This is a genomic window from Nonomuraea sp. NPDC049486, assembly GCF_040676925.1.
GTDB classification, from domain to species: domain Bacteria; phylum Actinomycetota; class Actinomycetes; order Streptosporangiales; family Streptosporangiaceae; genus Nonomuraea; species Nonomuraea ferruginea.
In genome coordinates, this window is sequence record NZ_JBFAPV010000021.1 from 37,501 (window position 1) to 53,146 (window position 15,646).

Annotated in this window: 14 protein-coding genes; 8 read left to right on the plus strand and 6 right to left on the minus strand. The window is 74.1% G+C overall.

Annotation, left to right across the window (positions count from 1 at the left end):
- Window positions 1–46: 46 nt before the first annotated feature.
- On the minus strand, window positions 47–1,537 hold the full coding sequence (locus AB0K05_RS39890; protein WP_364236422.1) for an MFS transporter: 1,491 nt from the start codon (window positions 1,535–1,537) through the stop codon (window positions 47–49).
- Between the two features lie 59 nt (window positions 1,538–1,596).
- On the opposite strand from AB0K05_RS39890, the gene AB0K05_RS39895 reads away from it, so the two are divergent.
- Window positions 1,597–3,744, plus strand: a complete 2,148-nt coding sequence (locus AB0K05_RS39895) for a BTAD domain-containing putative transcriptional regulator (RefSeq protein ID WP_364236424.1) — start codon at window positions 1,597–1,599, stop codon at window positions 3,742–3,744.
- Between the two features lie 164 nt (window positions 3,745–3,908).
- Window positions 3,909–4,649, plus strand: a complete 741-nt coding sequence (locus AB0K05_RS39900) for a DUF2249 domain-containing protein (RefSeq protein ID WP_148031814.1) — start codon at window positions 3,909–3,911, stop codon at window positions 4,647–4,649.
- Window positions 4,650–4,700: 51 nt separating this feature from the next.
- On the opposite strand, the gene AB0K05_RS39905 is transcribed toward AB0K05_RS39900, so the two are convergent.
- Window positions 4,701–4,883, minus strand: a complete 183-nt coding sequence (locus tag AB0K05_RS39905) for a hypothetical protein (protein WP_271279406.1) — start codon at window positions 4,881–4,883, stop codon at window positions 4,701–4,703.
- Window positions 4,884–4,997: 114 nt separating this feature from the next.
- On the opposite strand from AB0K05_RS39905, the gene AB0K05_RS39910 reads away from it, so the two are divergent.
- Window positions 4,998–5,234, plus strand: a complete 237-nt coding sequence (locus tag AB0K05_RS39910) for a hypothetical protein (protein WP_364236428.1) — start codon at window positions 4,998–5,000, stop codon at window positions 5,232–5,234.
- Between the two features lie 234 nt (window positions 5,235–5,468).
- On the opposite strand, the gene AB0K05_RS39915 is transcribed toward AB0K05_RS39910, so the two are convergent.
- Window positions 5,469–9,590 (minus strand): multicopper oxidase domain-containing protein, encoded by a 4,122-nt coding sequence (locus AB0K05_RS39915; RefSeq protein ID WP_364236430.1) that lies wholly within the window; start codon window positions 9,588–9,590, stop codon window positions 5,469–5,471.
- 222 nt (window positions 9,591–9,812) lie between these two features.
- Here AB0K05_RS39915 and AB0K05_RS39920 point away from each other — a divergent pair, with 222 nt between their 5' ends.
- Window positions 9,813–10,607 carry a universal stress protein gene (locus AB0K05_RS39920; RefSeq protein ID WP_364236432.1) on the plus strand — a complete coding sequence of 265 codons (795 nt, stop codon included), beginning with the start codon at window positions 9,813–9,815 and terminating at the stop codon, window positions 10,605–10,607.
- A gap of 42 nt (window positions 10,608–10,649) precedes the next feature.
- On the plus strand, window positions 10,650–11,390 hold the full coding sequence (locus tag AB0K05_RS39925; RefSeq protein WP_364236435.1) for a hypothetical protein: 741 nt from the start codon (window positions 10,650–10,652) through the stop codon (window positions 11,388–11,390).
- Window positions 11,391–11,398: 8 nt separating this feature from the next.
- Here the strand turns inward: AB0K05_RS39925 and AB0K05_RS39930 are convergent, their stop codons facing one another.
- Complete coding sequence (locus AB0K05_RS39930) at window positions 11,399–12,286, minus strand: LysR family transcriptional regulator (RefSeq protein WP_364236437.1); 888 nt, start codon at window positions 12,284–12,286, stop codon at window positions 11,399–11,401.
- Between the two features lie 72 nt (window positions 12,287–12,358).
- Here AB0K05_RS39930 and AB0K05_RS39935 point away from each other — a divergent pair, with 72 nt between their 5' ends.
- The 3 genes from AB0K05_RS39935 to AB0K05_RS39945 all read left to right on the plus strand — a co-directional run bounded on the left by AB0K05_RS39935 (window position 12,359) and on the right by AB0K05_RS39945 (window position 14,252).
- On the plus strand, window positions 12,359–12,745 hold the full coding sequence (locus AB0K05_RS39935) for a RidA family protein (protein ID WP_364236439.1): 387 nt from the start codon (window positions 12,359–12,361) through the stop codon (window positions 12,743–12,745).
- Between the two features lie 43 nt (window positions 12,746–12,788).
- On the plus strand, window positions 12,789–13,175 hold the full coding sequence (locus tag AB0K05_RS39940) for a VOC family protein (RefSeq protein WP_364236442.1): 387 nt from the start codon (window positions 12,789–12,791) through the stop codon (window positions 13,173–13,175).
- A 72-nt stretch (window positions 13,176–13,247) separates the two neighbouring features.
- Window positions 13,248–14,252: a LacI family DNA-binding transcriptional regulator gene (locus tag AB0K05_RS39945; RefSeq protein ID WP_364236445.1), complete on the plus strand. Its 1,005-nt coding sequence runs from the start codon at window positions 13,248–13,250 to the stop codon at window positions 14,250–14,252.
- Between the two features lie 21 nt (window positions 14,253–14,273).
- Here the strand turns inward: AB0K05_RS39945 and AB0K05_RS39950 are convergent, their stop codons facing one another.
- Window positions 14,274–14,648 (minus strand): DoxX family protein, encoded by a 375-nt coding sequence (locus tag AB0K05_RS39950; protein ID WP_219545861.1) that lies wholly within the window; start codon window positions 14,646–14,648, stop codon window positions 14,274–14,276.
- 104 nt (window positions 14,649–14,752) lie between these two features.
- Window positions 14,753–15,646, minus strand: a complete 894-nt coding sequence (locus AB0K05_RS39955; RefSeq protein WP_364236449.1) for a serine hydrolase — start codon at window positions 15,644–15,646, stop codon at window positions 14,753–14,755.

Here is a 15,646-nt window from a genome sequence, read left to right on the forward strand (position 1 = left end):
CGCCCCTCGTCCCGGCGGGCCGTCATCCCGCTTCCGGCGGCGGTGCTTACCGGTCCCCGCCGATCGGGCGGAGATGCCGCAGCAGGGTCATGGCGGTCACGGCCAGGCCGAGCACGAGCACCCCGCTCAGGGCCGTGACGACGAGCAGCCCCTGGGTGAAGGCGGCCTGCGCCTCCGCCACCAGGTCCGCGGCCTGTCCCGGCGGCAGCGCGGCGGCGGCGGTCAGCGCCTCGCCGAGCGAGCCGCCCGCGTGCGGCGAGGTGACCGTGCCGCCGTAGACGGCGGTGCCGACGCTGCCGAGCAGCGCGATGCCGAGCGCGATGCCCAGCTCACCGCCGCACTCGGCCATCGCCGACGCGGACCCGGACCGCTCCGGCGGCGCCGCTCCGACGATGAGGCCGAGCCCCAGCGCGCCCACGGGCGCCATGCCGAGGAAGGCGATCGTGACACCCGCGATCAGCGTGCCGAGGCCGTCGCCCGCCACGACGACGGCGAACCCGGCGGCGGACACGACCAGCCCGGCCCCGACGACGAGGCCCGGCCGGAACACGCCCGCGACGAGCGGCGCCGCGAGCGACCCCGCGACCAGGCCCAGAGCGGGGACGGCCATCCACAGGCCCGCGGCCAGCGGCGAGAGGCCCTCGACGAGCTGCAGGTGCTGGCTCACGAACAGGTAGACGCCGCCCTGCAGCACCATGGCCAGCGCCAGGATCAGCAGGGCCGCGCTGAACGAGCGGTCGCCGAACAGGCGCAGGTCCACCAGCGGCTCCGCCAGCCGGCGCTGCCGCCGGACGAACGCCCAGCCGAACGCCAGGCCGACGCCGAGGGCCGCGTACGCCACCGGCTGCCCCGGGTCGTCGGCCAGCTCCTTCAGTCCGTGGACGAGCGGCAGGATCGCGGCCAGCGACATCGCCACGCTCGCCCAGTCGAGCCTGCCGGAGCCCTCGGCGCTGGTCTCCGGCAGCAGGACCAGACCGCCCACCAGGACGACCACCATGATCGGCACCCCCATCAGGAACACCGAGCCCCACCAGAAGTGCTCCAGGAGCACCCCGCCGATCACCGGCCCGGCCGCCGCCCCGCCCATGAAGCAGGCGGTAAACACGCCGATGGCCAGGGCGCGCCGCCTGGCGTCGGCGAACAGCCCGGCCACCAGCGCCAGCGCGGACGGCCCGATCGTGGCGCCCGCGATCCCCAGCAGCACGCGGGCGCCGATCAGCATCACGGTCGTGGTGGAGTACGCGGCCACGAGCGAGGCGGCGGCGAACGCGGCCGCACCGATCAGCAGCAGCCTGCGCCGGCCGATCCGGTCACCGATCGAGCCCATGGTGATGATGAATCCGGCGATCATGAACCCGTACACGTCGGTGATCCACAGCAGCTCGGTGGCGCTGGGGTTCAGGTCCGCGGCCAGGTGAGGCAGCGCGAGCATCAGCACCGTGTTGTCCACGGCGAGCAGGAGCGTGGCCAGGGCGAGCACGAGCAGCCCCAGCCACGCCCGCGCCCCGGTCATGGGGGAAGTCGTGGTGGTCGTCATGCGATCAGCCTGGAGGGCGGACGTTCGGGTCCTGTTCGGAACTGCTTAGGGTGAGATCCATGCGCTTCGCCGTACTCGGGCCGCTCGAGGTGATCGCCGACGACGGGCGTGCCGTGCGCGTGCCCGAGCTCAAGGTACGGGCGCTCCTGGCCTGCCTGCTCGCCGGAGACGGGCAGGTCGTGGCCGCCGACCGGCTGATCGGGAACCTGTGGGGGCCGGAGCCGCCGGGCAACCCGCTGGGCGCGCTGCGCGCCAAGGCGTCGCAGCTGCGCAGGGCGCTGGACGAGGCGGAGCCGGGTGCCAGGGAGCTGATCGTCACGCGGTCGCCCGGCTACCTTGTCGACGGCGACACCGACGCCCGCCGCTTCCGCGAGGCCGCCGGCCGGGCCGGGGCCTCCAGGGACCCCCGGGAGAGAGCCGCCCTGCTGGCCGAGGCGCTGTCATGGTGGCGCGGCCCGGCCTTCGCCGGCTTCCCCGGCGAACCGCTCGTGCGGGGGGCCGCGGCCCGGCTGGAGGAGCAGCGGCTGACGGCTCTGGAGGACTACGCCGACGTACGGCTGGCTCTCGGGCAGGACTCGTCCCAGATCGGCGAGCTGGCCGAACTCGCCGCTCAGCACCCCACGAGGGAACGCTTCCACGGCCTGCTCATGCGCGCCCTCTACCGTTCGGGACGGCAGGCCGAGGCGCTGGAGGTCTACCGGTCCCTGCGTGAGCGCGTCCGCGACGAGTTGGGCCTCGACCCCGGCCCCGAGCTCGCCGCTCTCCACCAGGCGATCCTGGAGCAGAGCCCCGGCCTGCGCCGCCCGGCGGTCGTCCCGGCGCCCGCCCCCGCCCGGCTGCCCGAACCGCTCACCGAGCTCGTGGGCCGCGACGAGGCCCTCGACGAACTGGCCGCGCTGCCACCCACGACCCGGCTCGTGACGCTCATCGGCACGGCCGGCGTCGGCAAGAGCCGCCTCGCCCTGGCTGCCGCCCACCGGCTCGCCGGCGACTTCCCCGGCGGCGCGTACCTGGTGGAGCTGTCATCGGTCACCGCGGGCCCGGACGTGGCCGAAACCATCGCGACGACACTTGGGGTACGCGACGACGGCGGCGCGGGGGCGGCACCCGGCATGACCGGCGACGGCGAAGCCGACGGGACAACGCGCGGAGTGATCAGCGGCGGCGCGGGCGCGACCGTGCCGGGGGTGCCCGGCGGAATGGGGGAGTCGATCGCCGCGGTCTTCGGCGATCGACGGGCTCTGCTGGTGCTCGACAACTGCGAGCATGTGGTGGAGGCGGTGGCCGAGCTTGTGGAGCGGCTGCTGCGCGGTGGGTCCGGGCTGTGTGTGATCGCCACCAGCCGGGAGCCTCTGGGGGTGACCGGCGAGGTGGTGCGGGAGGTGCCGCCGCTGGACGTATGGGCGGCGATGCGGCTGTTCGCCGCCCGGGCCGCCGACGCGCAGCCGGGTTTCGCGCTGACGGCCGCGGACGCCGACGCCGCCGAGGTGATCTGCCGCCGCCTCGACGGCATCCCGCTGGCGCTGGAGCTGGCCGCCGCCCGGACGCGTTCGCTGGGCGTGGCGGCCCTGGCGGCGCGGCTGGACGACCGCTTCCGGCTGCTGTCGGCGGGACGCCGGGCCGGCCCCGCCCACCAGCGGACCCTCAGGGCGGCACTCGACTGGAGCTGGGAGCTGCTCACCGAGCCCGAACGCGTGGTGCTGCGCCGCCTGGCCGTCCACGTGGGCGGCTGCACGCTGGAGGCCGCCGAGCGGGTCTGCGCCGTGCCTCTGCCGATCGAGGGAGCGCCGCCCGTCCGCGGGTCGGACCTGGCGCCGGACGACGTCGCCAATCTGCTGGCCCGGCTGGTGGACCGGTCGCTGATCGTACGGTCGGGCGACAGGTACCGGTTGCTGGAGTCCGTGGCCGCGTACGGGCTGGAGCGCCTGCGCGAGGCAGGCGAGCACGACCGCGTCCTGAGCTGGTACGCCACCTACTACACCCAGCTCGCCGAGTGCGCGGAGTCCTACCGGAGCGGGCCCGCGCGGCACCGCTGGATCCGGCGGCTGGACGCCGAGGCCGCCAACCTGCGCGGCGCGCTCGATGCCGCCATGAGCCTGGGCGACACGCGGCTGACCGAGCGGTTCACCGCCTCGCTCGGCTGGTACTGGGTGCAGGCCGGCCGGTTGGCCGAGGAGCCGGGCCTGCGTGACCTGCAGGCCACGTGAGCCGTCGCCCGCCAGAGGCGAAGGGCCCGGAAATCGGGGTCCTAGTGCCCGCCCGCCCGGTGACTTGTAGCCGGTGACACGGGCCGGAACCGCGGCCTAGCGTTTCAGCATGCCGAGTACGCGCGGCCGCGCCCCGTTGCTCACCCGACAGAAAGGCTGAACCCATGACCGCATCCACGGACCGCGGCACTCAGGACGGTGTGCTGGCGACGATCCGCGCCCACCACGACCAGCTCGGCCGGACCATGTCCGACCACGCGCTCACCATCAGCCGCTCGATCGACCGTCTGGCGTCGCCCGCGGCCCGGCGCGGGGTGCTGGTCGACTTCTGCAACCAGGAGGTGCTCCCGCACGCCATGGCGGAGGAGGAGACGGTGTACCGCGTCGCCGCCGACCTGCCCAGGACCAGGCTGCTGGTGCGGGCGATGCACGACGAGCACCTGACGCTGCGCGAGCTGGTCGGCGACCTCGCCTCGGCCGGCTCCCCGGGAGAGATCTCCGCCGCCGCCACGGCGCTGAACGCCGTCTTCCAGAGCCACGTGGAGAAGGAGAACGAGATCCTGCTGCCCGCGCTGGCGGACGCGGGAGTCGACCTCGCCGCCCTGCTCAAGGGCATGCAGGAGGTCCTCGGCGGCGAGCCGGACACCGTCGAGGCCGTCGAGGAGGAGCGGGCCCCGGCCGAGTCGCCGGAGCTCGACGTGCGCCGGCTGGTCCCGGCGCAGCGCCACGAGCAGATCTTCGCCACGTTCGGCGAACTGACCGCGCGTACGGCGTTCGTGCTGGTCAACGACCATGACCCGAAACCGCTCTACTACCAGTTCGCCGCCGAGCACCCCGGCGAGTTCACCTGGGAGTACCTCGAGTCGGGACCGACTGTCTGGAAGGTCCGCATCGGCCGTCCCTGACCACAAGGCCCGGCCACCTCGGCCAGAGCGCCACAAGGGCTGCCGTGATGGTCAAGAGCCGGTCGCGGCCGGCTCGATCCGGACCGTGACCCGTTCGCCCGCCTCGGCGTGCCCGTCCAGGCCGGTCGCGTCCGTCAGCCGCACGGTCAACGCCAAAATCGCGGCGAACTGCCGCGACGGCGGCGGGTCGATCAAAGTGACGGCCTGGTCGCCGAGCCACAGCACGACCGGCATCCCTCAGAGCGACGCTCGCCGAATTCGACGGCGGCCTGGGCGAACACCCGGCCATCCTAAGTGCGCGAATTCCTCACCTCCCGGCGCGCCAAGATCACTCCCGAGCGTGCCGGGATGAGCGTGAAGTATGCCGGGATGAGCGTGAAGTATTACGCCAAGCTCGAACGCGCCCACCTGCCGCGCCTCGCGCACGAGGCCAACGGCGGCAACGCCATCCCGCGCCGCCGCCCCACGCAGCCGACGACACGCCCCGGCCTGCAGTGGATGTTCGACACCCTCACCACCGCCCCGGCGATCGTCGGCAACGACCGGTCGGAACCGCCAACCTCCTGGGCCGCGCCCTGTGCCTGACGTCTGCGTGCCTGACGTCTGCGTGCCTGACGTCTGCGTGCCTGACGTCTGCGTGCCTGACGTCTGCGCCCACCTCACCCGGCCGCCGAACTTCGCCCGTTTCACCTTCCTCGACGGCGCCGCCGGCAGCTTCGACCTGGTCGGCGAACTGTCCACCCTCGGCGACGACTTCCACCGCCGCTGGGGCGCCCACGACGTGGGCAGCTGTGGGGTGCGGGACGGGCGTGGCCCTGGTCAGCGGGCGCTCACCTTGAACAGGCCGTGCGCGCCGGCCTCCGCCTGCCGCATCGTGTGGTCCACGACCGGGTACGTGCCCGCCTCCGGGAAGACCAGCTCGGCGAAGCCGCCCTGGGCGGGGGCCAGATCCAGCACCTGCGCGCCGCCCGCGTCGTCCTTCCGCAGCCGGTACGCGCCCTCCTTGTAGATCGTGTCGAACGGCGCCCCCACGACGTGCAGTGCCGTGCCCGAGCTGGGACCTGCGGCGACGGCCCAGATCCGCACCCGCTCCCCGGCCTTCGCCGCCAGCGGCGCGTGGTCGTACCCGGCGGCGGTGCCGTTGAACATCCAGCCGTCGGGACGTCCCTCGCGGATCTTGGCCACCTGGGCGTCGCTGCCCGGCTCGCCGAGGTGGAGCTCGCCCTGCACCAGGAGGTACTCGCGGTCCACCTCCGGCAGCTCCGGCGGATCGATGACCACCGCGCCGTACATGCCGTTGGCGATGTGCTGCGTCATCGGCATGGTCGAGCAGTGGTACAGCCAGGCTCCGGCGTGCCCGGCGCGGAAGCGGTAGGTGAGGCGTTCGCCCGGCTCGATGCTGCGCATGACCTCGTCCGGCGCGTTCGCCCCGGCGTGGAAGTCGATGCCGTGGCCCATCGTGCCGCCGTTCACGAACGTGACCGTGAAGATGTCGCCGACCTTGCCGCGCAGCACCGGGCCAGGGACCTTGCCGTTGAACGTCCACACGCGCTGCCGCACGCCGGGCGCGACCTCCTGGACGGCCTGGTCGTCCACGCGGATCTCGACCTGGTGCTCCACGCCTCCCGGCGCGGGCTTGAGCGTCGCGTCGTGCGGGGTCCATTCCGGTGACATGGGCGCGGACAGGTCGAGGCGGGCGGGGGCCGCAGTGTCGCCGCCGGTGTCGCCGCCGGTGTCGCCGCCGGTGGCGTGGCCGCCGTGCGCGGTGCCGGCGAGGACGACGCGCATGGCCATGCCCGCGGCGCGGTGCCCGGCCACGGTGCACCAGCCGTCGACCGCCTCCGCCAGGGGCGGCAGCGTGAGCGTGGCGCTCTCGCCGCGGCCCAGCAGCGGGGTGCGCTCGCCGGTGGCCAACCGCAGGTCGTGCCGCTGGGCGTCGGTGTTGGTGACGCGCAGCGTCAGCACGGTGCCGGGCGCGGCCTCGATCACCGAGGGCCTGATGCTCATCCCGGCCAGGGTCACCTCGACCGTCCGCGCCCCCGTAGCGGTGACCCTTTCCGCCGTCCCTTCACCACCGGTCGTCGACACCACGACCGCCGCCGCCGTCAGCAGAATCCCCGCCACCACCCCGGCCAGCCCGGGCCAAGCCCGCAGCCACCCACCACCAGTCCCATCACCATCACCGTCACCGCCGCTGGCGCCTGCGGCGGCGCCTGGGGCGGCGTCGGCGGCCGTCGCGCCACCGATGGAGGCGCCGCGAGACGCGTCGCCAGCAGAGGCGCTGCGGGACGCGCCGTCGGCGGAAGCGCCTCCTGCGATCGCGCCGCCGCCGGGTCCGGGGCGGGTCGTCGCGCCGCCGCCGGGTCCCATGAGGGGCGTCGCGCCGCTGGGTCCAATGGGGCTCATCACGCCGCCGTCGGGTCCGATGAGGGGCGTTGCGCCGCCGCCGGGTCCCATGAGGGGCGTCGCGCCGCTGGGTCCAATGGGGCTCATCACGCCGCCGTCGGGTCCGATGAGGGGCGTCGCGCCGCCGCTGGTGGGGCCGTGGCCTGGCGTCGTGACGGTTGTCTTCTCGGCTGCGGGGCGCGTACGCCCGAGCGCTCGGGAACGGGTCAGGGCGGTCGTGGCCAGGGTCACGAACGCGGCGGTCGCGGCGAGCACGAGTGCCCAGCCGAGCAGGCGCAGGGGCGCGGGCACCGGCAGCGCCAGCAGCGGCACCCCGAGGTTGAAGGCCGCCAGCCGCACCGCCCAGCCGCGCTCCAGCAGCGCCGCGTTCTCCTTGAAACGGGCCGGGCCGCCGCCCAGCACCGCAGGGAGCAGGTGCAGCAGCGAGCCGAGCAGCACCTGGGCGACGAACCCGGCGAGCACCAGCGGCAGCAGCGGATCCAGCCCGGCGGTGACCTCGGCGGCCGGACGGGTGGCCACGATCGCCAGGTTCGCGGCCAGCGCGATCCCGAACCAGACGACGCCCGCTCCCATCGTCCAGGCCGCCCCGGTGTGCGGGCGCCGCCGGCGCACCGCCTCGGCCAGCGGTGCCAGCGCCGCCACGGTGCCGGCCGCGTAGGCGGCCAGCCCGGCGACCGCGACCCACCGCCAGCCGGTGAGCAGCCCGGCCACGGTCACCGCCAGACCGGGGGCGGCCAGCCACAGCCCGATCCTGGAGGCCCGGCGGGTCCGGTCGGGCATGCGGGTGCGCAGCACGGTCGGCCACAGCGTGAACAGCGTGCCGAGCACGGTCAGCCCCACCCAGCCGAGCAGGTTCACCTCGGCGTGCGCGGCCTGCATGCGCTCGTGGGCATCGGCGTGCGGGACGTGCGCGGCCAGCAGCCCGCCGAGCACGCCACCGGCCGCCAAAGCGCCGGCCGCGCTCACGTACCAGCCGATGACGTGCCCGAACCTGCCGGGCAGGGCCCGGCGCAGCAGCGCGACCAGCACGTACGCGTGCCACAGCACCACGACCACCACCACGCCCGCGCCGGCCGCGGCGAGCTGCCAGGGACCGGCGGCGACCCCGTACAGGATCGCGATCGTGGCGGCGTTGAGCAGCGCGAGCCGGGCGAGGCTCGCCGTCTGCGCGGGGGTCCTGGTGCGCAGCAGCGCGACGGTGAAGTGCTCGCTCCAGATGAGGATCGCGGTGGAGACCCCGCCGAGCAGGAACACGTGGATCAGCAGCCAGCGCGGCGCCGGCAGCACGTCGCCGGCCAGCGCCACCGCGACGGTGAGGGCCAGCCAGCCGACCACGATCGCGTTCGCCCGCAGGTGCCACGACGCGCGCGGGCGCTGCGGCGGCGTGCTCGGGGCACCCGGCCCCTTACGGATCTCGACGGGGTTCACCGCCGGCACCTCCTTATCGTGACCGGTCCGCGAGCGCGACGCCGCGACCGCGCATCCGGCGAACAAGAGCAGGGAGAACACGGCCAGGACGCCGCCGAATGTGCGCACCGCGTCCAGGGCGGCCAGGTCACCGGCGACCCGGGCGGCCACGGCCACGTGCAGCAGCGTCAGCGGCGCGTACAGAACGGGCCGGTACGGGAGCCGCACCCGCAGCACCGCCGGCAGGATCACCGGGGCGTGGCCGAAGACCATCGACATCACGAAGCCGAGGAACAGCGCGTGCAGGGCCGCGTCGTACAGGTAGCGGCCGGACGACAGGCCGGTGGCGGCCCACAGGACTCCGGCCACGCCGAGCCAGGCGTAGCCGGCCAGCAGGCACACGGCCGCGTACCGGGGCAGACCGGAGCCGCGGACGGTGTGGCGGGCCACGTCGCGCCAGGCCAGCCAGACGGCGACCAGGACCATCCCGGCCCCGGCCGTCCGCGCGCCCATGGCCGGGCCGGCGAGCGAGACGAGGGCGCCGCCGCCGACCAGCGCGGCCGCGGCCACCAGGCCGCCCCACGCCCCGGGCCGCAGGAAGACGACGTGCGCCAGCTCCAGCCGTTCGGCGGCGATGGTCAGCACGTGGAAGGCGGCGAACCAGACCACCAGCTCCGGGATCGGCCGTCCGGCCAGCCACAGCAGGCCGCCGCCGAACCAGGCCAGCGCGCCGGCCAGCTGCATGAGCGTCTCGCGGCTCACCCGCCGGCCCAGCAGCGCGACGTAGACGGCCACCAGCCAGCCCGCGGCGGCGGTCAGCGCCGCCTTGCCGGCCTGTTCGGCGCCGGCGGCCAGGGCGACCGCCCCGAACGCGGACAGCGCGGGGGCCGCGTATCCCCAGAGCTGCCGGAGCGCCACCGCGCGTTCCAGCGAGATGAGCGTGCCCAGGAAGCCCAGCGCCATCAGCGGCCCGTGCTGCTCGGTGAACGCCGCGGGGGCCGGCAACCAGGCGACCAGCAGGGCCACTCCGCCGAACAGGCCCGCGACCAGCGCCACCGCGGCCCCGGCCAGCAGGGGGAGCCGCCCGGCGGCCAGGCGGGGGCCGGGGTGCGCACGGGTCGTCGGCACGGGCGGTTGCTCCACTTCCGGGAGGGACGTGACCAACGTAGGGCGAGCTCAGGCCGCCGGTCGGGGGCCGAAGGTCATCTCGGGAAGGACCAAAGTCCTTTTCCACCGGGATCAAGGAAGCCGCGTACGGAGCGTGACCCGGGGTATGGGGCGCCCCACCGCCCTCGACAAGCGACCACGCCGCGAGATCATCTGCTCCACCACGCCAAGGAGGACATTTCCGTGGAACGCGTCATCGCCGGATTCGACGGCTCGCCGGGCTCCGTCAGGGCGCTCGGGTGGGCGCTCGGCCAGGCTCGCCTGCACCGCGCCGAGCTCCAGCCCTGGACGATCCTGCCGGACCGGACATCGGCGACGGACGAGAAGACCGAGGAAGACCTGCGCCGGGCGGCCGGCGACATCATCCGGGGCTACGCCGAACCGCGCTTCGGCCACGGCGGTGCCTCGGCCGGCCTCATCGCCGCCTGCTCCCCCGGTGACCTGCTCGTCGTCGGTTCGCGGGGCCACAACCGGCTCGCCGGGCTGCTGCTCGGCTCGGTCAGCAAGGCCTGCCTGTACCAGGCGCCGTGCCCGGTGACCGTCGTCCCGGACCTGCCGCGCCTGTCGGACTCGCACAGCCACGTGATCGCCGCGGTCGACGGATCGGAGCACGCCCGGCACGCCCTGCGGGTGGCGGCGGAGGAAGCCGCGCTGCGCGGCGTCGACCTGCACGCCGTGCACGCCGTGCACTGGGACTCCGTCGGGGTCGAACTGGTCAAGCCCGACACCGACCGGCTGATGGAGTGGGGCGAGCGCACGCTGGACCGCGAACTGGCCGAGACCGGGGTCAAGGCCCGGCCCCTCGTCGTCCAGGGCCACCCCACCGACGTGCTGACGAGGCTCGGCGCCGAGGCGGACCTGCTCGTCCTGGGTTCCCACGGCCGCAGCCGGCTGGAAGGCGTCCTGCTCGGGTCCACCAGCGAGTACTGTGCCCAGCACGCGCCCTGCCCGGTCATGATCACCCGTGACGTGACGTGACGGCTGGCCATTCCACGGGCGCGGGCCGTACGATTCCGCGTCATGATCATTCGTTTGTCGGCGGCGGTGGCCGCCGGTGTGGTGCTTCTGTCAGGTGCGGCCCACGCCGACCCGGTCAAGGGCGCCCCTGAACTGACCCATAACGCGCTCTACAAGGCGGCCAAGCTGCCCAAGGTCTCCTGCGGGGCGGCCAAGGGCACGACCGCCGCCTCGACCAGGACGTACATCACCAAGCTCGTCGGCTGTCTCAACAAGGCGTGGAAGCCGGCCATCGAGGACTTCCAGCCGGTCAAGGTGGAGTTCAGGGCCAAGGACGACCTCCAGTCCTGCTCCAGCGGCATGGACCTGCGCGAGTCCTTCTCCGAGGTCTGCGGCACCGTCATCAAGGTGCGGCTGGCCGACGACTGGATCAGGGCGAAGAAGGACGACAAGATCCTCTCCTCGCTCACCCGGACGTGGAGCGGCGTCGTCCTCGGCCAGACCGGCATCGGCCGGGCCTGGTGGGCGCTGCGGAACGACGGCTCGGAGAAGGTGATGAACGAGCAGAACCGCCGGTACGGCCTGCAGTCCGACTGCCTCCAGGGCGTGTCGGTGAAGAGCCTGGGCCGCACCGTCAAGGACTGGCCGGCCTTCCTCAAGTCCGCTCAGCCCAAGGCGTATGCCAGGTTCGCCAAGAACGACGGCAAGCCCGCCAACCGTGCTCACTGGGCCGGGCAGGGCCACAAGGCCGGCAAGCCGGGTGCGTGCAACACGTGGAAGGCGCCGTCCGCCAAGGTCGCGTGACCCCCTCGTCAGGGCAGCGTCGCCAGGAAGTTGGCGACTACCGGGTTCGGGTCGTCACGGCGCCAGGCGGCGGCGACGCGGGTGCGGGCCGTGCCGGGCGTGATCGCGCGGAAGGCGACCCCGGCGAGCCGGACGCGCCGGATGCTCGCCGGGGCCAGTGACACGCCCAGCCCGGCCTCCACCAGGGCGCACACGGTCAGCCATTCCACCGCGTGCCGGCCGATCCGCGGGGTGAAGCCCGCGCCGGCGCACAGGTCCGTGATCTGGTCGTACAGGCCCGGCCCCGCCGCGCGGGGCAGGAGCACGAACGGCGAGTCCGCCAGCCGCGCCAGCGGGACGGACCGGAGGGACGCCAGCGGATGCGCGGACGGCAGGACGGCGACGAAGGGCTCGGTCAGCACCGTCGCGAAGCCGAGCTCCGCCTCACCGGAGTGCGGCTCGCGCAGCAGGCCGACGTCGATCGTCCCGTCGTGCAGGGCGGCGAGCTGCGGGGCCGTGGTCATCTCGCGGATGTCGGGCCGCACCTCGGGGAACCGTTCCAGGAAGGCGCGCAGCAGGCCGGGCAGCACGGTCAGCGCCAGTGAGGCGGCGAACCCGATCCGCAGCCGGCCGGTCCGCCCGCTTCCCGCGTCCCGCGCGGCGGCGAGCCCGGCCGCGACGCCGGCGAGGACCCGCTGGGCGGCCGGCAGCAGCTCCCGGCCCGCGGCGGTGAGGGAGATCCGGCCCGGCTCGCGGTGGAAGAGCGGGTGGCCGACCCTCTCCTCCAGGCGGCGGATCTGCTGGCTCAGCGGCGGCTGCGCGATGCCGAGGCGGACGGCCGCGTGGCCGAAATGGAGTTCCTCGGCGAGCACGGCGAACGCGTGCAGGTGGTGCAGCGGAAGCTCGGGACGGTCCATACGCCCAGAGATATCAGTCCATGAGTCCACGCGTCTTCGACGTATCGCCGCCGATCACCTATCGTGCCGCGCATGACAGAGCGACGCGCCATCCTCAGCGGTTCGGTCTTCGAGGAGCAGATCGGCTACGCCCGCGCCGTGGTGGACGGCGACTGGGTGCACGTGTCCGGGACGACCGGCTTCGACTACGCCACCATGACGATCTCCGGCGACATGGTGGAGCAGGCCGAGCAGTGCCTGCGCAACATCGGCTCGGCGCTCGCCGAGGCGGGGTGCGGCTTCGGCGACGTGGTCAGGGTGCGCTACCTGCTGCCCGACCGCGCCGACTTCGAGCCCTGCTGGCCCGCGCTGCGCCGCTGTTTCGGCGAGGTCCGCCCGGCCGCGACGATGCTGGTCTGCGGGCTCGCCGACCCGCGCATGAAGATCGAGATCGAGGTGTACGCGCGCCGCCCGTCCTGACCGGCGGCGTCTGATCCGGTGCCGGCGGGGAACGGTCCGGGTCATGGAAGTGCTGAGCAGCCGCGTACTGCTGCGCCCCGGTGACCTGGAGCGCAGCCGCCGTTTCTACGCCGAGACGCTCGGCCTGGCCGTCTACCGGGAGTTCGGCCCGCCGGACCATCCCGGCGTGGTCTTCTTCCTCGGGCAGGGGTTCCTCGAACTGTCGGGGCACTCCGGCGGACCGGCGGGCGAGCGCATGATGCTGTGGTTGCAGGTCCGCGACGTGGGCCGGGAGGAGGAGCGGCTGCGGCGGGCGGGCGTCACCGTGCTGCGCGAGGCCAGGCGGGAGCCGTGGGGGCTGGTCGAGTTCTGGATCGCCGACCCCGACGGGCACCGGATCGTGCTGGTGGAGGTGCCGCCCGAGCATCCGCTGCGGCGCGATCCGCGCTGAGACGCGGTCTCTCGGGGGCGCCCGTAGCATTGATACGGTTCAAGCGCCGCCGCACTTCATGACCGAGGAACGATGCCGAGCATCAAAGACGTCGCCCGACTCGCCGGGGTTTCCGTCGGCACCGTGAGCAACGTGCTCAACCGGCCCGAGATGGTGGCCAGGGAGACCCGCATGCGGGTGGAGGCGGCGGTGGTCCAGCTCGGCTACGTCCGCAACGGGTCCGCCCGCCAGCTGCGGGCCGGGCGCAGCACGACGATCGCCGTGGTCGCGCTCGACCTGACCAACCCGTTCTTCATCGACGTGCTGAACGGCGTCGAGACCGCCGCGCAGGACGTGGACGTCAACGTGATGGTGGTCAACAGCAGCAAGGACGCCGCCCGGGAGGCGCGGCTGCTGCGCATGTTCGAGGAGGAGCGCCCGCTGGGCGTGCTGATCACCCCGGTCAACGCCTCGGGCCAGCGGGAGCGACTGGGCGGGCTGATCTCCCGGGGCATCCCTGTGGTGACGTTCGACAGCTCGTCGCGCCACTCCTACGGGTGCGCCGTCTCGGTGGACGACGTGCTCGGCGGCCGGCTCGCCGGGCGTCACCTGCTCGACCGGGGTCACCGGCGGATCGCCTTCGCCGGCGGGCCGTTCCCCGTCCGCCAGGTGGAGGACCGCCACCACGGCCTGGCCGGTGTGCTGGGCCCGGACAGCGAGCTGACCGTGATCCCGCTGCCGGACCTCACCGTCGCCACCGGCCGCCAGGCCGGCAAGGAGCTGGCCGGCCTGCCCCGCGAGGAGCGGCCCACTGCCGTGTTCTGCGCGAACGACCTGGTGGCGATGGGCGTGCTGCAGGAGCTCACCCAGCGCGGCCTGCGGGTCCCCGCCGACGTGGCGATTCTCGGGTACGACGACATCGACTTCGCCGCGGCGGCGGCCGTGCCGCTGTCGTCGATCCGCCAGCCGCGCGAGCAGCTGGGCCGCACCGCGGCGCTGATGCTGCTGGAGGAGGCCGACAGCCCCGGCGGCCACGAGCACCGTCACGTGGTCTTCCAGCCTGACCTGGTGGAGCGGGTCTCGACGGCGCACCCGTGAATCCCGGGCCGAGCTGTCACGTCAGAAGGCATGGGGGCCGAAGCGGCCCCAGGCCACGAACGCGGCCAGGACGAGCAGCACCACGTTGACGGCGATCGCCGGATGCTCCCCGCGCCGGCCGTGCGTGACCGCGGCGCCGATCATGACGATGACCAGCCCGGCCGCCGCCAGCGGGGTGAGGATCGGGACGACGCCGAACGTCGCCGGCAGGATCAGCCCGAGCGCGGCCAGCACCTCCAGCCCGCCGATGGCCTTGACCGCGCCGGCGGAGAAGTCCTCCGTCCAGGCCAGGCCGGAGGCCGCGAGCCTCTCCTTGGGCTGCGCCAGCTTCATCAGCCCGGCCACACCGAACACGGCGGCCAGCAGGCCCGCGACGATCCACAGTGCGAGGTTCATGGGGGTCCCGTTCTCACGCGGCTTGAAATGTTCAACAGGACCCTAGAGGGTGCGGCGGTCCGTCCGTGCGAGCGGCCCTGGCCGGGCCGCTCGCACGGAGACCGCTATCGCTGTGCGGCCGCGGCGCCGGCCCAGCCGAGCAGGGCCTCGGCGGTCTGGAAGCGGCGGCTGGAGCTGGTCTCACCGAGGAGGACGCCGACGAGCCGGCTGCCGCCCCGATCGGCGGCGAAGGCGAGCGTGTAACCGGCGGCGCGGGTGTAGCCGGTCTTGACGCCGAGCGCGCCGGAGGTGCCGAGCAGGCGGTTGGTGTTGCGCCATGAGTACGAACGGCGCTCGGAGGTCGCGGGGACGGTGTGGTACTGGGTGGAGGTGACCTTCTCCAGGGTCGGGTTCTCCAGCACCTTCTGGGCCAGGCGGACCTGGTCGCGGGCGGTGGAGTGGCCGCCGCCGCCGTAGGGCATGCCGTCCGCGTTGACGTACAGCGTGTCGTTCATGCCGAGCTGCCGGGCGGTGGCGTTCATCGCGGCCACGAACTCCTCGACGTCCGGCCCGTACGTGCGCGCGAGCGCGTGCGCGGCGTCGGCGCCGGAGGGCAGCATGAGCGCGTGCAGCATGTCCTCGACGGTCAGCGTGTCGCCGGCGCGCAGGTGGGCGACCGCGGCGCCGCCCCTGGCGGCGTAGCCGACGTCGGCGGTGGTGACCTCGACCTTGTCGGTGGGCTCGGCCCGCTGGAGCACCACGTACGCGGTCATCATCTTGGTGAGGCTGGCGACCGGCCTGCGCAGGTCGGCCTCCTTGCTGAAGTGGACCTGGCCGGTGGTGGCGTCGACCAGGTGGGCGGCCGTGGCCAGGACGGCGGGGGCGGCTTCGGCCTGCGCGGCGTCGACGGGGGTGGCGACCGGCGGGGCGGCGTGGGCGGCGGTGCTGCCGGCGGTCAACGCCGCGGCGGCGACGGCGAGGCTGATCAGCGCTCCGCCGAACCGGTGGGTGACGTTCAT